The organism is Streptomyces sp. SCSIO ZS0520, from assembly GCF_025643355.1.
GTDB classification, from domain to species: Bacteria; Actinomycetota; Actinomycetes; order Streptomycetales; family Streptomycetaceae; genus Streptomyces; species Streptomyces physcomitrii.
The window spans coordinates 1,919,605-1,937,989 of record NZ_CP092644.1 but is presented as its reverse complement, the minus strand read 5'-3'; the positions used below and the strand labels follow the sequence as shown (position 1 = coordinate 1,937,989).

Sequence of the window (18,385 nt, the reverse complement as noted above, 5' to 3'; positions counted from 1 at the left end):
CGCGCCCCACCGCGGGCCCCTCGCGCCGCCGACACCACCGCACCACAGGGGAGCCACCATGAACCGCACCACCGAGCACCTCACCCTCGTCGCCACCCACTGGGACGACCTCGCCGACACCCTCGGCACCCACACCGTCACCACCTGGCCCCCCACCCAACTCCGCACCTACCTCCGCGAACTCGACCAGCACGACGCCCACGAGATCGCCGGACTCCGCCACCTCGAACGCGACCCCGCACAAATCGGTGCCACCCGGCCGCCCCTCCGCATCGACATCCTCGACACCATGCACACCATCACCGCCGCCCTCCTGCACTGCGCCGACCAGATCGCCAGCAGCGTGCAACGCCCCGTCATGAGCCACCTCCCCGAGGGCTACCCGGCCGCCGACCGGCACCGCCGCGCGCTCCTCGTCGCGCAGGACCGCAATGACCCCCGGCGCTGGGCCTGGACCGGCCCCCGGCCCACCGCCCCCCACGCCGCCCTCTGGCTCGCCGCACGGGTGGAAGGCGGCCCCGGCCCGTTCCAGCCCCTCACCACCCCCCAGCAGCAGCACATTGCCGTCGTCGCCCGCGGCGCCGCCCAGCGCCTCGAACACGCCCTCGACCTCGGCGCCCAGCAGCGCGAGTTGGACCGGCCGTGCGCCTGCGGCGGACGCATCACCATCCGCGGCGGCTCCGGCAACACCCCCACCGCCCACTGCCGTCAGTGCGGTGCGACATGGACGGAGCAAGGCGTGGCCGCCTGAACACAACCAACCGCGCACGTCACACGTCTCGCATGCGCGAGCCCAACCACCACATGCCTGGAGAAACTCCATGCGCTTGACCGCGACCGTCCGGCAGCAACTCCTCGACCAGAACGACGGGTTCGAGACGACCACCACCTACCGAAGCCGCAACTACACCGAGGAACGGCGCTACCGAATCACCGGCGGGCGCCTTTACATCCGGGTGAGCAGCAATACCTCGTGGGCCGACAGCCGATCCAGCAACGAGGGCGAGGCGTCCGATGACGAGACCCGCCGGTTCCTGCGCAAGTACCTCGGCGCTCTGAACACCGACGGCCTGTGAGCGCACGTCAATCGAGTTCGGCAGGGTGCCCCGCCCTCACGGGAAGGGCGGGGCACCGCTGCGTCTACCGCCGCGTGAGCCAGGCGACCGCCCCGGCCGCAGCAGCGACCAGGGCCCCGAAGCCGACGTCCTGCGCCGCGGCGAGATACCCGCCCACGTAGCCGGTAGCCAGGGCCACAGCCACCGTCGGGGGCGGCGGGTCCTGGGCGGGAGAAGCTGCCGATGGCAGACTGGACATGATCTGTCCTCCAAGGTTCAGGTCAGGCGTCGGGCCCGTTGCCCTCAGAAAGCCGGGCCCGGCGCATACTCTCCTGGCATATGCCAAGACTGTGATCGTGATCCTACGGTCCGTCACTATGTCGTGGTGAGCGGACCGATCGGCTCGTGATCCAGAAGAGCGGAGGACCCACCACAGGGAAAAGGGGGAACAGCCCCTCTTTACCGATCCGATAACCGGGGACTTCGGACTCGATGTGAGCTTTGGCCTGACCTCAACCGTCCACGAAGCCAAGCTCTCCGTCCGGGCGGCAATGCGTGCACGCCTCGACCCCCTCGGCGAGCGCGCGAAGCGCCTCCCCGCGGTCGACCCTGCGCGGTCGCTTCCCCGCCATGTGACAACCGCCGACATGCACGGCGACGGGATGTCGGCCACCGAGTGACATCTCGATCGTCCAGTCCGGCGCTGGGGGCCGAGCGGCAGCACCGCGGGCCCGCTCGGCGGCACGCCGCTCCTCATCCGCGATCCACCGACGCGTCCGCTCCAGGTCGGCGAGCTGCACGCGCTCCAGGAAGCGCAGCAGGTCGAGACGCGAGGGCGTGGTATCGGACATGTGTTCGACCGTATCGCGGGCGGGCCCGGACAGCGCGATGCCCCCGCCGCGGCGGGGGCATCGGTGGATCGGCGGCTACTCGTCTCCAGGTGGACGCTTCCAGGCCTCGCGCTCCGGGCGAGCGGGCATCTTCGCGCCCGGCTCCCGCAGGTACCAGGCGATGAACTCCCGGATCACGGAGGCTCGGTCGGTGCCCTGCGCCTTGGCTGCCGCGTCGAAGTCGTACCACTCGTCGCCGATCCGCATCTGACGAGCAGGGGTCTTCGGTGCGTTCGGCATGCGCGAACCGTATCCGCGTGTAGCTACAGACGGCAATGCGCTCTCCTCCTCCAGATCGGCCACACCACTTGCGGTGTAGCTACACCCGAGCCTAAGGTGTAGCTACACCTCACGCAAGACGAGGTGCCAACTCCCGTTCCAGAAACGGAGGCACCGCCATGCACGAACTCACCTACTGCCCCCGCTGCCGCGCCCGCCGCGCCCAGCTGGCCGCCGAACTGGCCGAACGCGCCGACGAGAACGGCGCGTCCATCACCCGCCGGGATCGCCTTCAGCTCGGCCTCAACATCACGCCGAGCACCCAGTGAGCCAGGACCAGCCGGAGCAGCTCCGGCCGAACCCGATCCTCTCCGAGCCCGCCACGCTGGAGGCCTGCGCTGCCGACTACGCCGCCCGCGACCAGACCGGCGCCGCACACACCGCCCTCGCCGAGACCCGCATGGCCGCCGCCGAGAACGCAGGGAACCTCCGGTGAAGGCGCTCGCCTGGCTCCTGCCCGGCCGCGACCGCGAGTTGGCCGCCACTCGGTACGCCGGCCGCGAGTCCGCGTCGGACCGGGCCGCCCGCCTCCGCCGCGAACAGCACCACCGCCGCGGCGCCACCCGGGCCGCACGCGCCGGACAGGCCTGGGCGGCGAACGGCCAGTGAAGACCGCCCTCCTCGCGCTCCTCGCCGCGCTGCTCTTCGCAGCCTGCGCCCCCGCCGGGACCCCCGCCCCGGCGCCCGGCCCGCCCATCACCCACTGACCGCCGGGCCCCCGCCCATCCCCCCGCGGGGGCTCGGCCCCACCTTCGGAGACCGCCGTGCGTTTCCTCTACGCCCTCGCCATCGTCTGGCCGTTCCTCCTGCTCGCCTTCCTCCTCGGCCGGGGCGGCATCTGATGCTCAACCTCACGCGCCTCCTGCGACGCCCGTCCCACCTGCCGTCCCACCCCCGTCCCAACACCCCCTGGTGGGTCCGCGGGTTCACCAACGGCGGCCGACCCGTCGTCGCCGTCGTCGTCCTGATCATGTGCGCCCCCGGCGAGCACCACCTCGCCCGGCTCGCTGGATGGGACGACCGTCTCGCCTGGGGCATGGCCGCCGTCCTCGCCGCCTACGCGGGCATCGCCGCATCCGTCGCCTCCAACCGGCCCAAGGGGACACCGGGACGCGTCAGCGCCATCGTCGGCGCCGCCGTCTCCCTCACCGCCGCCATGGCCGCACAGCCCGTCAGCCACCTGTTCGTCACCGGGCACTGGTCCGCGACACCGCACCCCCCGGCCTGGCTCGTCGTCGTGGTGAGCTGCGTCCCGCCGCTGGTGTTCGGCCACCTGCTCCACCTCGCCGCCACCCCCGTCCGTCCCACCACCACGCTGCCCGCCGCGGCGCCCCGACCCGCCATCGAGACGGCCCCCGTCGCACCGTCGTGGCCCGGGACGGCACCCGCCGGAGCCCCGCTCCTCCCGATCGTCGCCGCCACCGCCGAGGCATCCCGCCCTGTCGCACCTGAGACGGGGGCATTCCTCACCACGTCCCAGGTCGCGTCCCGCTACGGCATCGCCGTCTCAACCGTGCGCACCTGGGCGTCCCGCGGCAAGATCCGGGCCGCGTTCGTGGACCCGATGCGCGGCGCGATGTACGACCCCGAGACGCTGCCCGTCGCAGCCTCGGCCGGGTGAGCACCATGCCCGACGAGCCCCGTCCCATCACCCCGTCCCGGATCATCCCCGCGGGCGCGCCGCTCCCGGCCCGGCCCCCGCAGCCGGGCGAGCGACCGCCGTGGTGGGGCGACCCGCCGCCCCCGCCCCGGCGCCCGGCCGAGCCCCGCGAGGTCGTCCCCACGCCCGCAGGGCCACCACCGCCGATGCACGTCCACGTCACCATCGAGCAGAAGGCCCCCGAACCGGAGCCCGAGCCCGGCCTCTGGCAGCGGATCCGCGACCTCATCGAGCCGCAGCTCCGCCCGTGGCAGACCCTCACCGCCGCCACCGCCGCGCTCCTCCCCCTCTTCAGCGGGGAGTCCGCAGCCACCCTCTGGTCCGCAGCCATGGCCGACTGCCGCACCGAGGCGACCATCGGCGCCGCCTACCTCCTCGCCGGAATCGCCGTCCTGACCACCGGCTTCCTCGACCACCGCACCGGCCGCTGGCTACCCCGCGCCCTCACCATCACCACCCTCGTCGGAGGCTTCGGCGCCCTCGACTGGTTCGACCCCATCACCCTCGTCACCGGAGTCACCCGATGAACCTCACCCTGGCCGGCCTCGCGCTCGCCCTCGCGATCCTCCTGCTCAACCTCCGGACGTGGTGGAAGAGCCCCGGCCGCGACCCCAAGACGCTCATCCCGTTCGGCGGCGGCTTCACCATGGGCGCCCTCGCCCTGGCCTGCGGCGGGCTCCTCGGCTGGGGCGCCTACATGGCCGTCTCCGGCGCCAACCGCGGCGGCGACAAGGGCGTCTCCGGCACCACCGGCCAGAACGCGGGCGACTCCCTGAACGGCAGCAGCGTCGGCGCGCTCACCCCGGAGGGCGCCGTCGTGGTCTTCCTGCTGTTCGTCCTCGCCGTCGTCACCCTCCGCGCCGCAGGCAAGCAGGACAAACGCAGGATGCTCGGCGGGGCGTTCTGCGGCGCCACCCTCCCCGCCACCGCCGGAATCGCCGGAGCCCTCGCCTGGCTGGTCCCGCTGGTCAACCAGATCGGTGACGTGGTGCGCACCACCGCGGAGTCCGGGGGCCTGCTGTGAAGCGCCGCCTGGTCCGCCTCGTACTCCGGGTCGCCACCGGCAGCGAGCTGCTCGCACGCCTCCTCACTGGCACCCTCGAGAGCAGAGTCCGCGACGGGCGCAACGGGGACTACCACCCCGACGCCGACGAGCAGCAGGCCAACTCCCGTCGCCGCACCGGCCGTCGGGTGCGCCTGGCCCTGCTGCTCCTCGTCGCCTACGTCGCGGCCTCTATCGTGCGCGCGCTGCCCGGCCTTCTGTGGTTCCTCGCGGCGGCCTGGATCATCGCCGCCGCCCGCCTCGCCCGCCGCGCCGCGAAGACCCTCCCTCAGCCCGAGGAGAAGGCCCCCCCGGAGGGCGACCCGGACGCCGTCCGGCAGCTCCTCTCCGACCTCATCGGAGACCGCCCCGGAGTCCACCTGCGAGAGGTCCTCGCGCACCTCCAGTCCGAGGGCCACGCCGGGGGCTGGACGGTGGCCGACCTGAGGGTCCGCCTGGAGGCCCTCGGTATCCCCGTCGAGAAGCAGCTCCGGCTACCCGGAGAGAACCCCACCCGCGGGGTCCGCCGGGAATCCGTCACGGCCCCTTCCCCGGCCGAGACCGGTGCGGCATCTACAGCCCCGTCTACAGCCACCTGACCTGCACATCTACAGGCCCATCTACAGCCATCTACCGGCAGATCTACACCCCGTCTACAGCCCTGGAGGCACCCATGAAACGGCTCAGCTCCTACCTGACCGACGCCGCGAACCGGCGCGCAGAGGCCAGCACCGCCCGCGCCCGCGAGTCCTACGCCCGCGCCCAGAAGCTCCGTCTCGCCAAGGACATCTACGACGAGGCCAGCGCCGTCCTCGACGGAGCGGACCCCGACGACCTGGCCGACATCGAGGCCCGCATCAAGGAGTCCAACCGGCTCGCCGCGCAGGCGGATTACCTCCGCCGCGACGACGTCTGATCCCGGGGCGGCCCGCGCCTGCCAGCTACCGGCCGCCCCGGACACCCATCCCCAACCAGGAGACAGGAGCCCCATCGTGGCACTGCCCAAGTCCCTCTCCATCGCCGCCCTGAAGAAGACCCTCACCCCCGAGCAGGAGGAACGCAGCCGCACCGAATACGACCCGAAGCGCGGCGGCTGGATCCGCCCGGAAGCCGCCCCCGCGCGCCCCCTTCCCAAGAAGCCCTGACCCGACGTACAACCATTCCCCCCACACCTTCGTCACATCATCGCCACACAAAAACCGAAGGACGGCCACATGAGCCAGCAGCCGCACCAGCAGCCGTGGGGAACCCCGCCCCAGCAGCCCCAAGCCTGGGGCGCCCCCATGCCGCAGCCCCCGAAGAAGGGCAAGGGCAAGAAGATCGCCCTCGGCATCGTCGGCGGATTCGTCGGCATCATCGTCATCGCCGCAGTAGCCAGCGGCGGAAGCGACTCGACCGACGACAGCAAGGCCAACGACAAGCCCGCGGCAGCGGCGCAGAAGCCCGCCGAGAAGCCAGCCGAAGCGGAGAAGGCGGACGCCAAGCCCGCAGACAAGCCCGTCAAGAAGCCCGTGGACAAGGGCTCGCAGGCCGACCAGTTCAAGGCCTTCGTGACCAAGAACGGCACCCCCGCCGAGAAGACCGCCGTCGCCCACGTCACCAAGGTCCAGGGCGCCGACGAGCGGAACGACATCATGGACTCCGCCGACGTCTACACCGACTGGTCCGGCGGCATCATGAGCCCCAACCAGGGCAAGGCGAAGATCCTCGCCTCTGCGTTCGCAGACTGGAAGGACTCGGACAACGGGCTCGTCACCGTGTACGACAAGGACGGCGAGCTGATGGCGAACGGCAACTTCTGAGCACGTAGTTGCGTTCGGGGCGATCATGCCCCACACTGGTGCCGCTTCCGGCATGCCCGGACACACACCCACACAACGGCCCCCCGCCACAAGGCAGGGGGCCGTTGCCGTACCCAGACCTCCGCGCGGGGCCAACCCACCTCACAAGGGGTTGCTGCTGGCGCACTGCCCCGCGCGGATCACTCCCCCCGACGCCACGGTCGACCCACACCACCCGGCCTCAACGTCACCTCGGGATCCGGCCCCAACCGACGCTGACGAGCAGTCGCCGCCACCGCCCCCACAACCAAGCACGCGGCCGGCAACAGCAGCCACCACATCCGCGACCACACCGCCACCAGCACCAACACCACACCCGCGGCCACCACACCCGCCGCAGCATCCGACCGACCAGCCATGACCAACCCCCTCCACTTGTGGGGAAAGCGTAGAGCTGAGGGGGTGACCGCGTGGCCAGAAGGCGTGCACTCACCGTCTGCTCCGTCCCCGGCTGCCCCCAGCTCACCCCCTCCGGCCGCTGCCCCACCCACCGAGCCGCCGCCGAACAGCAACGCGGCACCGCACGGCAGCGCGGATACGGACGCGAACACGAGCAGCAGTTCCGACCCGCAGTCCTCGCCCGCAACCCCACCTGCGTGTGCACCACCGAAGGCCACGGCCACACCGCACCCTGTGGCCAACCCTCCCTCCACGCAGACCACTGGCCCCTCAGCAGACGCGAGCTGATCGACCACGGCCTCGACCCCAACGACCCAACCCACGGCCGCGGCCTCTGCCAGCGCTGCCACAGCAGCCACACCGCAACCCAACAGCCCGGAGGGTGGAACCGGTGAGCCAGCCCAAGCGCACGGTCATCACACCAGCCGACATGAAGACGCACAGAGACGCGCTGTGCACCTGGGCCGTCGCCAACGGCCTCGACCCACGGCAGATCGCTCAACAACCCATCACCATCCGCCCCCATGGCAACCACACGGTCATCGAGTACCGCGCCTTCGTCCTGGACAAGCAGGGCCGCCACCAGCTCGACCCCCAGCACCAGCACCAGGCCCTCACCACCACCCGCACCACCCGACTCACCCGGGCCCTCGCCGAGTTCGGCCTCGACCCCGACCAACTCGGCACACCACCCCACGCATAGTCACCCCCAGTCACCAACCCCCGGGGGGAGCCCCCCAAGGCCGCAGCGCCAGGGACCGCCGGGGAGGTGGCTCGCGGCGTGTACGGGTCTGGCGACCCCCTGTCGGTGACCTGCTGTTACCCCCTTGCCCGTGCCGCGACGGCCGGGCCCGAGGCGCCGCGACGGCGCACCTGGAGGACACCATGGCCGGTAGTGGACCGCCGCCCAGCGGCAACGCGCGGCGCCGGAATGCGGACCCGGTGGCGGGCACGGTGCTGCCCGCGAACGGCTTCTGCGGCCCGTCGCCGGATCTGCCGGGCGGGCACGACTACGACACGCGCACGCTGGGCTGGTACGAGACGTGGCGGTCCTCGCCGCAGGCGGCGACGTTCCTGGCCACGGACTGGCAGAGGTTGCACATGCTGGCCGAGCTGGTCGAGAAGTACTTCGAGGAGCCGTCGAAGGAGTTGCTCTCCGAGATCCGCCTGAACGAGGCGGCGATCGGGGCGCTTCCGGCGGACCGTGCGAGGCTGCGCTGGTCCCTGGGGCATCCGGAGGTCGGTAGGGGCTCGGAGAGGGCGGCCGAGCGGGCGGCAGCCCGGCAGGGCAAGGGCGACCCGCGTAAGCGGCTCCGGGCGGTCGGTGAGGAATGAGGACGCCGGGCGTCCGCCGTTCCCTCGGCTACGCCCTCGCGGACTGGATCGAGTACTACCTGCCGCACGGGCCCGGTGACGTCCAGGGCCAGGAGATCGAACTCGATGCGGAGATGCTGCGGTTCCTCGCGTGCGTCTACGCGATCGACGGGCAGGGGCGGCGCCGGTTCGATGAGGCGATGCTGTCTCGGGCGAAGGGCCGGGCGAAGTCCGAGGTTGCCGGGATGGTCGTGGTCGCCGAGGCGCTGGCGCCGGTGCGCTTCGACCACTGGGCGGAGGCCGGGGAGGTCTCGGACTGGGGCTACGAGTACGAGGCCGGGGAGCCGGTCGGCCGGCCGGTGACGTACCCCTTCATCCGGTGCCTGGCCACCGAGGAGACGCAGGCGGGGAACACCTACGCCAACGTCACCTACATGCTGTCCCACTCCGAGCGCTTGGCTGAGGACTATCCCGGGGTGGACATCGGGAACGACTGGCAGTCCTCGACGCGGGTGTTCCTGCCGGACGGCGGGGAGATCCGTCCGTCTACGGCCAGTTCGGCGGCGAAGGACGGCGGCAAGGAGAGCTTCAGCGTCGCGGACGAGACGCACCTGTACGTGCTGCCGGAGCTGCGGGACATGTACGAGACGGTCGAGCGGAACACGATGAAGCGCAAGGCCGCCGAGCCCTGGTTCCTCCAGACCAGCACGATGTACGCGATCGGCGAGGACTCGATTGCCGAGCGCACCCACCGCAACGCGAAGGCGAAGAAGGCGCCACGGCTGTACTTCGACCACAAGGCGGCCCCGGCGACGCTGCTGGAAGAGGAGGCCTATGAGGACCCGGCTGAGCTGAAGCGCGGCCTGATGCAGGCCTACGGCCCGTTCGCGGCGCACATGGACCTGGACCGCATGGTGACGTTGGCGCACAAGCCGACGCAGGACCGGGCGAAGTTCCGCCGGTACTTCCTCAACCTGCCGGTGAGCCTCAGCGAGACGTGGCTGTCCCGGCATCTGTGGGAGCGGTGCGCGCTGCCGCAGCAGGTCGAGCTCGGGGAGCGGGTCACGGTCGGCTTCGACGGCTCCGACCACGACGACTGCACGGCGATCACGTGCTGCCGCCTCTCGGACGGCTACGTGTTCACGCCGACGTTCCTGGACGGGCGTCCGATGATCTGGACGAAGTGGGACGACGGAGACCCGGACTCCTGGCGGGTGCCGCGGGCCGAGGTCCGGGCCGGCATGTCGCACGTCTTCGCGACGTACAAGGTCGAGCGAGCCTACGGGGACCCGCCGGACTGGCGGGACGAGTGCGACGACTGGGCGGCCGAGTTCGGCGAGGAGCGCTTCCTCATCTTCGAGACCCGGGTCGCGACCCGGATGTGCCCGGCTCTGGACCGGCTGAAGACGTCGGTGCTGGCCGGGGAGATCACCCACGACGGCAATCCGACGATGGCCGAGCATGTCGGCAACGCGAAGCCCGAGCGGCGGCCGAGCGGTATCGCGATCACGAAGCCGTCCCATGACCGGAAGATCGACAGCGCGGTGACGGCGGCGCTGGCCGTGGAGGCTCGCGCGGACGCGCTCAAGCTGGCCGCCGCGGCGGTCTCCAGTTCCTTTTCCGCCTACTGACCGGAGGTGCCCCGTGCCCGTGTCCGCGCAGGAAGCCCTCCGCATCACCTCCGTCCTGGAGCAGGAGTTGGACCGGCGACAGGCCGAGATCACCCTGTGGAACAACTTCTACAAGGGCATCCACAATCTCGGCTTCGCGAGCGACCGGTTCCGGCAGGCGTTCGGCGGGCTCTTCGAGCACTTCGCGGACAACTGGTGTGAGGTGGTGTGCGACGCCCCGGCCGAGCGGCTGACCCCGGTGGGCTTCCGGTTCGGGACCGGCGACGAGGACGATCCGCCCGCGGCCGACAAGGACGCGCAGCGGATCTGGCAGTCCTCGAACATGGACGCCTGGTCGAGGGTGGCGCACACCGAAGCCTCGGTGAAGGCCCGCAGCTTCGTGCTGGTGTGGGCTGCGGATCCCGACGCCGACGAGGTCGAGCCGGAGATCACGGTGGAGGATGCCACCCAGTGCATCGTGGCCTACGAGCCGGGCTCTCGCCGCAAGCGCAAGGCCGCGCTGAAGCGGTTCGCCGGGGACGACGGCTACGAGTACGCGACCCTCTACCTGCCCGATGAGCTGTGGAAGTGGCGGCGCGCGCTGGCCCCGTCCGGGCTGGTGCTGCCGTCCTCGCTGGCGCTGGAACGGTGGCAGGCCCGCGGGGACGCGCCGACGCAGCTGCGCATCGACAATCCCCTCGGCCGGGTGCCGATGGTGGAGCTGCGCAACCGGCCCCGGTTGACGGATGAGCCGACGCCGGAGCACCGGCAGGTCATCCCGATCCAGGGCGCGCTGAACAAGCTGATCGCCGACATGCTCACCGCGAGCGAGGCGGGCGCGTTCCCGGCCCGCTGGGGCACCGGCATCGACCTGCCGAAGGACCCGCTGACGGGGCAGGAGATCGATGACCCGGAGCTGTGGCGCCTGGCCGTGAACAAGATGCTGCGGGCGAGCAACCCGCAGGCCCGTTTCGGCAACTTCGAGGCCGCGGACCTGTCCAACTTCGTCGCCGGGATCACCCTGTTGACCGAGCACATGGCGGCGCTCAGCCGGACCCCGCCCACGTACTTCATGGGGAAGGTGCAGAACGTCTCCGCGGACGGCCTGACCGTCGCGGATGCGGCGCTGGCCTCGAAGTGCCGGGACAAGACGATGTTCCTCGGCGAGGACTGGGAAGAGGTCATGCGCCTTGGCTTCCTGGTCAAGGGCGACGAGAAGCGGGGCCGCAACCCCCTCGCGGAGACGATCTGGCGGGATGTGGAGTACCGCACCGAGGCGCAGCACATCGACGCGGTCCTGAAGAAGAAGGCCTTGGGCGTGCCGTGGCGGCAGCTGATGGAGGACGCCGGGTACACCCCAACGCAGATCGGCCGCATGGAGCGGATGCTGGAGCAGGATGCCGACCGTGCGGCCCGCGCGCTCGCCTTCCCGGCGCCCGGCGAGGAGCCGGACGATGAGGCCGAGGAGGACGTGCCGGAGTCCGCAGGGGCGCCGGTATGAGCGAGGAGACCCGGAGCCTGGCGCTGGCGCACTACGCGCAGCAGCAGGCACTCACCGCCCGGGCCGTCGCGCGGGTTCAGGCGTTGTGGCGGCGGATCGACGGGGGCCGGATCAGCGGCTCGTGGAGCGAGGTGGCGCCGCTGCTCGTCGCGGCGGTGACCGAGGCGCAGGTGCAGGCCGCGGCGCTCGCGGATCCCTACGTGGCGGCGGTCGCCGAGGCGGAGGGCGCGGGCGGGGCGTCGGTGGGGCGGGTGGTGCCCGCGGCGTTCGGCGGGATCGCTTCGGATGGGCGCCCGCTGGTGTCGCTGCTGTACCGGCCGGTCATCGAGTGGAAGACGCGTATGGCCGCGGGGCAGTCGGTGGACGATGCGGCTCGCGGGGCGCTGGCGTCGGCGCTGCGGATCACGGCGACGCAGGTGGCGGACGCCGGGCGGGGCGCGACCGGCACGGCGATGGCGGGCCGCCGCACGATCCAGGGGTACGTGCGGGTGGTGCAGCCCCCGGCCTGTGCGCGGTGCATCATCCTCGCCGGACGCGAGTACGGCTGGAACAAGGGCTTCCAGCGGCACCCCAAGTGCGACTGCATCCACCTGCCGACCACCCTCATCGCCCGCAACCAGAACCGCGGCTTCGTCGATCCGGACGCCTACTTCCGTGGCCTCGGCCGGGCGGAGCAGGAGCGGGTGTTCGGGGTGGCGGGGGCGCGGGCGATCCGCGACGGGGCGGACATGGCGCAGGTCGTCAACGTCCGCCGCGGCATGCAGACGATGACCGCCTACGGGCGCCGGGTGCAGGCCACCCGTGAGGGCACCACCCGGCGCGGCGAGTTCTACCGGCGGGAGCGGGCCCGTACCGAGGAGCGCACCGGGATCCGGTTCGCCCGCGACCGCACCGAAGTCGGCCGGGGGCTGCCGCAGTTCCGGCTCCGTACGCCCCGGCTGATGCCGGAGGAGATCTACCGGCTCGCGGCGAGCCGGGACGAGGCGATCCGCATGCTGCGGCGCTTCGGCTACCTGCAATGACCCAGCGAGCGGCGCGAGGCCGCCCGCCGACCCCTGGAGAGCGCGATGCTCAAGTACCCCCGTACCCGCCTGCTCGCTGCCGTGACCGGCGCCGGGTGGTCGCACCCCTACACCAGCCCGTTCGTGCTGTACGCCGATGGCGGCGACTCGGACGCCGGGGCCGGTGACGACGGCGGCGACGACGGCGCGGGAGACGACGGCACCGGCGACGACGACGCCGAGGACGGCGAGGGCGGCAAGGACGACGGGGACGCCGACGAGGACGCCCTCGGCGACAAGGGCAAGAAGGCGCTGCGGGAGCTGCGCCGCGAGAACCGGCAGCTCAAGGCGCGCCTGCGCCAGTCCGACGCCGGGGGCAAGGACACCAAGTCGTCCGCGAAGGACGGCAAGGACGGTGACGGGGACGACGCGGAGGCAATCCGCGAGCAGGCCCGCGCCGAAGCACGCGCCGAGGTGTGGAACGAGCGAGTCGAGTCCGCCGCCATCGCCGCGGCGGCCGGACGCCTCGCCAACCCCCAGCTCGCCGCGCGCCTGCTGGACCTCTCCGAGGTCGGAGAGAACGACAAGGGCCGCCCCGACCGGGACGCGATCGGCGAGCTGATCGATGAACTCCTGGAAGACGAGCCCTACCTGGCCGCGCAGTCCGCGAAGGACAGCAGCGGCCGGCGGTTCCAGGGCGACGCCGACAGCGGCGCCCGCAAGAAGACGAAGAAGACCGCGTCCAGCCTCGATGAGGCGGTCGCGGCCAAGTTCGCCGGGAAGTCCGGCGGCTGAACCCTAGGAGCCAGACATGCCCGTGACGCTCGCTCAGGCGAAGCTGAACGCGACGGACGACATCGACGTGAACGTGATCGATGAGTTCGCCAAGAACAACTTCCTCCTCCAGACTCTGACCTTCGACGACGTGGTGAACCAGGCCGGTGCCGGGGCCACCATGACCTACGGCTACACCCGGCTGACCTCGCAGGCCGATGCCGCGTTCCGCGCGATCAACTCCGAGTACACCCCGGCCGAGGTCACCAAGGCGCGCTACACCGTCGACCTCAAGCCCCTCGGCGGCTCGTTCCAGATCGACCGGATCCTGAACCGGGTCGCTGCCGCGGCGGAGACCACTCTGCAGATGCGGCAGAAGATCAAGGCGACGAACGCGAAGTTCAACGACGCCGTGGTCAACGGTGACTCCGCGGTGGACACCAACGGCTTCGACGGCCTGAGCAAGAGCCTCACCTCCTCCACGACGGAGATGGGCGTGGGCGTGTCCACCGACTGGCGGGGCGCCACGATCGGCGCGGACCTCGGCAAGGCCAACGACGCGCTCGACATGCTCGACGCCTGGCTGGCCACGCTGGACGGCACCCCCACCGCGATCCTCGGCAACATCGACTCCATCGCCCGTATCCGCTCCCTCGCACGGAGGGCCGGATACTTCGACCGGTCCACGAGCGCGGACTTCGGCTCGCAGGTGGAGACCTACCGGGGCATCCCCTTCATCGACCTCGGCGCCAAGGCCGGTTCGAACAACCCGGTGATCCCGACCACGAGCAAGACCGTGGCCACCGTCGCGGGCAACTACACGGACATCTACGCCGTGCGGTTCGGTCTGGACGGCTTCCACGGCGTCTCGATGGCCGGTGCCCCGCTGGTGCAGACCTGGATGCCCGACTTCACCACCGCGGGCGCGGTCAAGACCGGCGAGGTCGAACTCGGCCCGGCCGCGGTCGTCCTCAAGGCCACCAAGAGCGCGGCCGTCCTGCGCAACCTCCTCGTTCGCTGATCGGAGACGACCCATGGCACGCATCACCACCCCCGTCCCCGGCTACAGCGGCCCCGGCCCGGCCGGGGTCATGTTCCAGGACGGCACGGCCGAGTCGGACGACCCGGCGGTCCTCGCCTACTGCGAGGCGGCCGGGTACGGCATCGACGGCGATCCGCCCGAGCGGGAGCAGCCCACCGTGCCGGACCCGCGCGAGGTGACCACGCAGGTGGTCGGCTCCCCGGTCCGGGACGCCGCGGTCGACCCGCTGCCGTCCGATTTCCGGCCCCCGGTGAACGCCGGGGAGGCGAACCCGCACGGGCCCGAGGTGTACGCCCCGGGCCTGCCCGGCGGCGGCCACCAGCCCACCGCTCCGGCCGCCGAGCCCCACCCCGCCGGGGCCCCGGCCGGGGGCGGACGCCCGCCCCAGTCCGAACCGGTGGCCGTGTGGCGGGAGTACGCCGCGGGCGTCGCCACCAGCGAGGAGGAGCGCGCCGAGGTCGAGAAGATGACCAAGGCCGAGCTGATCAAGAAGTACGGGGGCTGAGATGGCGCTCGGCTCGTTCGCCTCGGCCGCGGACCTCGCCGAGCGCCTCGGCCGGGACCTCACCGACGCCGAACAGACCCAGGTGACCCGGCTCCTCGCGGACGCCTCCCACTTGATCCGGTCGGCCGCCGCCTACCAGCAGATCAGCCGCGTGGACGCCGACACCGTCCAGCTGCGGGGCTCGAACTCGGCGCTGCTGCGGCTGCCCCAGCGCCCGGTGCGGGCCGTTACTGCGGTGGCCGGGCTCGCCCAGGCGGCGTGGCGGTGGGACGGCGGCGAGTCCCTGTGGCGCCTCGACGGCCGGGTGTGGTGGGGCCCGGTCACCGTCACGTACAGCCACGGCTACGACGAGGACGACCCGCCGTACCAGGTCGCCCGCTCGGTGGCCTGCGACGCCGTCAAGCGCGCGCTGCTCAACCCCGAGTTGGTGCGGCAGCGCAGCATCGATGACTACTCCGAAACCCTCGCGGATGCCCGCGCCTCCCTGCTCCAGGGGGAGACGGAGACGATCCGGCAGGCGTTCGGGGTGGCCAGTTGGGGGGTGTCGTGAACGGTCTCGCCGCGTTCCTCGCCCGCGGCCGGACAGCGCACGAGGACCTCATGTCGGACCGGGTGCGCCTCTTCCGGCCCGGCGCGGAGACCTTCGACCGGGAGACCGGCGCCACCGTGCCGGGCGTCCCGCTGGTGCTGTACGAGGGCATGGCGCGGGTGCGGCCGGTGGCGCAGGCCTCGGGTACCGAGGAGCAGGCCGGGGAGCGCGAGGTGCGCCTCCTCGACTACGAGGTCGCCCTGCCCTTCGCCACCGAACTCCCTGCCGGGGAGCGGGTGGCGCCCGGGGACCAGGTCGAAGTGCTGGCCTCGCAGGACCCGCGGATGCCCGGCCTGACCTTGTGGGTGACCGGCGCCGAGGTATCCGGGACGGCATCAGCCTGGCGGATCAGGACGGAGGACCGGACGTGAGCAGCGCGCGGTTCGACATGAGTGAAGTGCGGGCCCTGGAGCGGCACTTGGCGCGCAGCGTCCCGCGAACGCGGCAGGCGGCGCGGGCGGTGACGGTCCGCGGTGCGCAGAACATCAAGCGGGACTGGGCGGCCAACGCGCGATCCACCAGCGGTCGGCACGCGCGGCACTACCCGCGCAGCGTCTCCTACGACATCGCGCCCTACGGCCCGGACATCGTCATGGCCACGATCGGCCCGGACAAGGGCCGGGTGCAGGGCGCGCTCGGCAACCTCCTGGAGTACGGCTCGGCGAAGAACCCGCCTCACAACGACGGCGGCCGGGCCCTCGCCGTGGAACTCCCGCGGTTCGAGGCGCAGTTGGCGTTGGCGGCCGAGCGCGGGCTCGCCTGGGGGCTCGCGTGAGCGTGCCCGATGTCCTGCCGGTGGTGGACGCGGTCCGGGCCGCGCTCACCACGGTCGGGCTGACCGTCTACGTGGGTGGCGCTCCGGACAAGGCGGGGCCGATGTACGCGGTGCTCTACCCGGACCCGGGCACCGCGGTGCGCCAGTCCCTCGCGGACGACCGCGGCGGCCTGGACAGCCTGATGCAGATCACCTGCGTGGGCACCACGGTGGAGCGGGCTCTGTGGGTGGCTGCCCGGGCCCGCTCGGGCCTGGCGGCGCCGCTGGTCGTCGCCGGGCGCTCGTGCTGGCTGCCCGAGGATCTGGGCGGGCCCCCGGTGCAGCGCGACGACGACGTGACTCCGCCCTTGTTCTTCGTGCCGGTGCAGTACCGGCTCATGTCTGTACCCCAGTAAGGAGTGCCTCTGATGGCGACCCTCTCCACCCAGACCGTGTCCCTGGCCGGACTCGCCCCCTCCTACGCCACCGCGGCGGGCGGCGGCGACAAGTGCGAGGTCGGCGACCGCAATTTCCTCCACGTCAAGAACGGTGCCGCCTCCCCGATCACGGTGACGCTGACCGTGACCGCGGCGGTGCGCGGGCAGGCGGTCGGCAACGTGACCGTGTCCGTGCCGGCCTCCGGGGAGCGGATGATCGGCCCGCTGTCCGCGGACCTGCTCCAGAACCAGACGGACGGCCTGTGCGCCGTGGGCTACAGCTCCGCGACCACGGTCACGGTCGCCTCGCTGCGCATCTGACCATCTCCCTCTTCCACCTCAGCCCTGAGCCGCTCGGCCGGGGCTTTTCTCGTGCCCTGGAGGCATCCTCATGGCTGACCTGATCTCGGACGGCAAGACCCGCGTCGCGTGGCTGTCGACCGTCACCAACATCAACGCCCCGACCGCCGCGGAGCTGAACGGGGGCGCCGACTACACCCGGCGCATCACCCCGGACGGCCTCAAGCTCGACCCGTCCACGGCCGACGTGGACACGTCCTCGCTCGCGAGCACCTTCGACACCAAGACGGTCGGCCGGGTCGGCTTCGACGTGGAGGTGACGTTCAAGCGCGGCGACAACCCGACCGACGACGCCCCGTACACCACCCTCAAGTACGGCGTCAGCGGGTTCCTGGCTGTGCGGCGCGGCGTGGCCGCAGGCACCGCGTTCGCCTCCGGCCAGAAGGTGGAGGTCTACCCGATCACCTGCGGCGAGCCCCAGAACTCCAGCCCGGCGGCGAACGAGGTCATGAAGTTCGTGTCCCCGATGCGGGTCACGGACGTCCCGGCGACCGCCGCGACGGTGGCCTGATGGCCGACATCGCCGACGTCCTGAAGCGGGCGCGACCGCGCGAGCAGACCGTGCAGGTGTGCATGCGCGGCGACCTCTCCGGCGAGGCCGAACGGCTCACCGAGGAACTCGCCCGCGTCTCCGAGGAATGGGAGCCCTCGGACCTCGCCGAGGAGCACCCCGCCCGGGCCATTGCCGCGCAGATCAAGGCCGTCCGCGAGGAGGCACGGCAGGCCGAGGTGTCGTTCCGGCTGCGGTACATCGGCGACCGCGCGTACTCCGACCTCCTCGCCGCGCACCCGTCGAAGGACGAGAACGAGGCGTTCAACAGCGACACCTTCCCGCGGGCACTGATCGCCGCCTGCTGCGTCGATCCGAAGATGACCGAGGAGCAGGCGGGCGAGCTGTTCGAGGTGATCTCGCAGGGGGAGATCAAGCGCCTGTTCGACGGGGCGTGGGAGGTCCACAACGGGTCGGGCATGGTCCCTTTCTCGCTGGCCGCCTCCGCGCTCCTGGCGGGCCTTGGCGGCGAGAAGTAGAGACCGCCCGCGCCTGGGGAGTGCCTCGCAGCGTCTTCCTCGGGCGGGTGGTCGCCGCCGGGGAGCCGCTGTGGCTGGACGAGGACCGGGCATGGGCGTTCGCGCTCGCCGAGGTGGAGGCGGACGCCTGCCCGGAGTGCGGCCAGCCCTGGGGCGAGGCCACCGATCCCGCCTCCGAGGAGGCGTACCGGGCCGAGTTGATCCGCTGCCACGCCTGCTCGACTTCGGCGAGCGCCGTGCGGGCCTACCAGGACAAGGGCGGCAAGACCGAGGGTCTGCACGTCCACATCGAGAAGAGGTGAG

32 protein-coding genes are annotated in these 18,385 nt (G+C 71.9%); 29 read left to right on the top strand and 3 right to left on the bottom strand.

Going from position 1 to position 18,385, the window contains the following annotated elements:
* The first annotated feature begins 58 nt into the window (after positions 1–58).
* Both MID12_RS06825 and MID12_RS06820 read left to right on the top strand, forming a co-directional pair.
* Positions 59–751 (top strand): hypothetical protein, encoded by a 693-nt coding sequence (locus tag MID12_RS06825; protein ID WP_263165436.1) that lies wholly within the window; start codon positions 59–61, stop codon positions 749–751.
* Between the two features lie 70 nt (positions 752–821).
* On the top strand, positions 822–1,076 hold the full coding sequence (locus tag MID12_RS06820; protein ID WP_263165434.1) for a hypothetical protein: 255 nt from the start codon (positions 822–824) through the stop codon (positions 1,074–1,076).
* 64 nt (positions 1,077–1,140) lie between these two features.
* Here the strand turns inward: MID12_RS06820 and MID12_RS06815 are convergent, their stop codons facing one another.
* The 3 genes from MID12_RS06815 to MID12_RS06805 form a co-directional block, all read right to left on the bottom strand.
* Positions 1,141–1,314: a hypothetical protein gene (locus tag MID12_RS06815; RefSeq protein WP_263165433.1), complete on the bottom strand. Its 174-nt coding sequence runs from the start codon at positions 1,312–1,314 to the stop codon at positions 1,141–1,143.
* A 253-nt stretch (positions 1,315–1,567) separates the two neighbouring features.
* Positions 1,568–1,906: a DUF6233 domain-containing protein gene (locus MID12_RS06810; RefSeq protein WP_263165432.1), complete on the bottom strand. Its 339-nt coding sequence runs from the start codon at positions 1,904–1,906 to the stop codon at positions 1,568–1,570.
* A 75-nt stretch (positions 1,907–1,981) separates the two neighbouring features.
* Complete coding sequence (locus MID12_RS06805) at positions 1,982–2,185, bottom strand: hypothetical protein (RefSeq protein ID WP_263165431.1); 204 nt, start codon at positions 2,183–2,185, stop codon at positions 1,982–1,984.
* A 158-nt stretch (positions 2,186–2,343) separates the two neighbouring features.
* Here MID12_RS06805 and MID12_RS06800 point away from each other — a divergent pair, with 158 nt between their 5' ends.
* The 27 genes from MID12_RS06800 (at position 2,344) to MID12_RS06670 (ending at position 18,384) form a co-directional block, all read left to right on the top strand.
* Positions 2,344–2,493, top strand: a complete 150-nt coding sequence (locus MID12_RS06800) for a hypothetical protein (protein WP_263165430.1) — start codon at positions 2,344–2,346, stop codon at positions 2,491–2,493.
* Positions 2,490–2,660, top strand: coding sequence for a hypothetical protein (locus tag MID12_RS06795; RefSeq protein WP_263165429.1), 171 nt, complete (start codon positions 2,490–2,492; stop codon positions 2,658–2,660). Before MID12_RS06800 ends, MID12_RS06795 begins: the two co-directional genes overlap by 4 nt.
* Positions 2,657–2,833, top strand: a complete 177-nt coding sequence (locus MID12_RS06790) for a hypothetical protein (protein WP_263165427.1) — start codon at positions 2,657–2,659, stop codon at positions 2,831–2,833. Before MID12_RS06795 ends, MID12_RS06790 begins: the two co-directional genes overlap by 4 nt.
* 232 nt (positions 2,834–3,065) lie before the next feature.
* Positions 3,066–3,845: a helix-turn-helix domain-containing protein gene (locus MID12_RS06785; protein ID WP_263165426.1), complete on the top strand. Its 780-nt coding sequence runs from the start codon at positions 3,066–3,068 to the stop codon at positions 3,843–3,845.
* On the top strand, positions 3,842–4,411 hold the full coding sequence (locus MID12_RS06780) for a hypothetical protein (RefSeq protein ID WP_263165425.1): 570 nt from the start codon (positions 3,842–3,844) through the stop codon (positions 4,409–4,411). Before MID12_RS06785 ends, MID12_RS06780 begins: the two co-directional genes overlap by 4 nt.
* Positions 4,408–4,908, top strand: a complete 501-nt coding sequence (locus MID12_RS06775; protein WP_263165424.1) for a hypothetical protein — start codon at positions 4,408–4,410, stop codon at positions 4,906–4,908. The genes MID12_RS06780 and MID12_RS06775 overlap by 4 nt, the downstream gene beginning before the upstream one ends.
* The gene (locus tag MID12_RS06770) at positions 4,905–5,525 is read left to right on the top strand and encodes a hypothetical protein (RefSeq protein WP_263165423.1); all 621 of its coding nucleotides are present in this window, start codon (positions 4,905–4,907) and stop codon (positions 5,523–5,525) included. Before MID12_RS06775 ends, MID12_RS06770 begins: the two co-directional genes overlap by 4 nt.
* 74 nt (positions 5,526–5,599) lie before the next feature.
* Positions 5,600–5,842, top strand: coding sequence for a hypothetical protein (locus MID12_RS06765; RefSeq protein ID WP_263165422.1), 243 nt, complete (start codon positions 5,600–5,602; stop codon positions 5,840–5,842).
* A 76-nt stretch (positions 5,843–5,918) separates the two neighbouring features.
* On the top strand, positions 5,919–6,071 hold the full coding sequence (locus MID12_RS06760; RefSeq protein WP_263165421.1) for a hypothetical protein: 153 nt from the start codon (positions 5,919–5,921) through the stop codon (positions 6,069–6,071).
* Positions 6,072–6,140: 69 nt separating this feature from the next.
* The gene (locus MID12_RS06755) at positions 6,141–6,728 is read left to right on the top strand and encodes a hypothetical protein (RefSeq protein WP_263165420.1); all 588 of its coding nucleotides are present in this window, start codon (positions 6,141–6,143) and stop codon (positions 6,726–6,728) included.
* 449 nt (positions 6,729–7,177) lie between these two features.
* Positions 7,178–7,561: a holin gene (locus MID12_RS06750; RefSeq protein ID WP_263165419.1), complete on the top strand. Its 384-nt coding sequence runs from the start codon at positions 7,178–7,180 to the stop codon at positions 7,559–7,561.
* Positions 7,562–7,596: 35 nt separating this feature from the next.
* On the top strand, positions 7,597–7,869 hold the full coding sequence (locus MID12_RS06745) for a hypothetical protein (protein WP_263165417.1): 273 nt from the start codon (positions 7,597–7,599) through the stop codon (positions 7,867–7,869).
* Between the two features lie 182 nt (positions 7,870–8,051).
* The gene (locus MID12_RS06740; protein WP_263165416.1) at positions 8,052–8,501 is read left to right on the top strand and encodes a hypothetical protein; all 450 of its coding nucleotides are present in this window, start codon (positions 8,052–8,054) and stop codon (positions 8,499–8,501) included.
* Positions 8,498–10,111, top strand: coding sequence for a terminase TerL endonuclease subunit (locus MID12_RS06735; RefSeq protein WP_263165414.1), 1,614 nt, complete (start codon positions 8,498–8,500; stop codon positions 10,109–10,111). Before MID12_RS06740 ends, MID12_RS06735 begins: the two co-directional genes overlap by 4 nt.
* A 19-nt stretch (positions 10,112–10,130) precedes the next feature.
* Positions 10,131–11,591 (top strand): phage portal protein, encoded by a 1,461-nt coding sequence (locus MID12_RS06730; protein WP_263165412.1) that lies wholly within the window; start codon positions 10,131–10,133, stop codon positions 11,589–11,591.
* Positions 11,588–12,613: a hypothetical protein gene (locus MID12_RS06725; RefSeq protein ID WP_263165410.1), complete on the top strand. Its 1,026-nt coding sequence runs from the start codon at positions 11,588–11,590 to the stop codon at positions 12,611–12,613. Before MID12_RS06730 ends, MID12_RS06725 begins: the two co-directional genes overlap by 4 nt.
* Positions 12,614–12,658: 45 nt before the next feature.
* The gene (locus MID12_RS06720; protein ID WP_263165409.1) at positions 12,659–13,387 is read left to right on the top strand and encodes a hypothetical protein; all 729 of its coding nucleotides are present in this window, start codon (positions 12,659–12,661) and stop codon (positions 13,385–13,387) included.
* 16 nt (positions 13,388–13,403) lie between these two features.
* Positions 13,404–14,387 (top strand): major capsid protein, encoded by a 984-nt coding sequence (locus tag MID12_RS06715; RefSeq protein ID WP_263165408.1) that lies wholly within the window; start codon positions 13,404–13,406, stop codon positions 14,385–14,387.
* Positions 14,388–14,400: 13 nt separating this feature from the next.
* Positions 14,401–14,913 carry a hypothetical protein gene (locus tag MID12_RS06710; RefSeq protein WP_263165406.1) on the top strand — a complete coding sequence of 171 codons (513 nt, stop codon included), beginning with the start codon at positions 14,401–14,403 and terminating at the stop codon, positions 14,911–14,913.
* 1 nt (position 14,914) lies between these two features.
* Positions 14,915–15,463: a hypothetical protein gene (locus MID12_RS06705; RefSeq protein WP_263165405.1), complete on the top strand. Its 549-nt coding sequence runs from the start codon at positions 14,915–14,917 to the stop codon at positions 15,461–15,463.
* Positions 15,460–15,873, top strand: a complete 414-nt coding sequence (locus MID12_RS06700) for a DUF6093 family protein (protein ID WP_263165403.1) — start codon at positions 15,460–15,462, stop codon at positions 15,871–15,873. The genes MID12_RS06705 and MID12_RS06700 overlap by 4 nt, the downstream gene beginning before the upstream one ends.
* Positions 15,870–16,277, top strand: a complete 408-nt coding sequence (locus tag MID12_RS06695; RefSeq protein WP_263165401.1) for a hypothetical protein — start codon at positions 15,870–15,872, stop codon at positions 16,275–16,277. The genes MID12_RS06700 and MID12_RS06695 overlap by 4 nt, the downstream gene beginning before the upstream one ends.
* Entirely contained in the window at positions 16,274–16,672 is a 399-nt protein-coding gene (locus MID12_RS06690) for a hypothetical protein (RefSeq protein ID WP_263165399.1), read from the top strand. The genes MID12_RS06695 and MID12_RS06690 overlap by 4 nt, the downstream gene beginning before the upstream one ends.
* A 12-nt stretch (positions 16,673–16,684) precedes the next feature.
* Positions 16,685–17,014, top strand: a complete 330-nt coding sequence (locus tag MID12_RS06685; RefSeq protein ID WP_263165398.1) for a hypothetical protein — start codon at positions 16,685–16,687, stop codon at positions 17,012–17,014.
* Between the two features lie 70 nt (positions 17,015–17,084).
* Entirely contained in the window at positions 17,085–17,564 is a 480-nt protein-coding gene (locus MID12_RS06680) for a hypothetical protein (protein WP_263165396.1), read from the top strand.
* The gene (locus MID12_RS06675; protein WP_263165395.1) at positions 17,564–18,082 is read left to right on the top strand and encodes a hypothetical protein; all 519 of its coding nucleotides are present in this window, start codon (positions 17,564–17,566) and stop codon (positions 18,080–18,082) included. The genes MID12_RS06680 and MID12_RS06675 overlap by 1 nt, the downstream gene beginning before the upstream one ends.
* A gap of 20 nt (positions 18,083–18,102) precedes the next feature.
* Positions 18,103–18,384, top strand: a complete 282-nt coding sequence (locus MID12_RS06670; RefSeq protein ID WP_263165394.1) for a hypothetical protein — start codon at positions 18,103–18,105, stop codon at positions 18,382–18,384.
* Position 18,385: the final 1 nt, after the last annotated feature.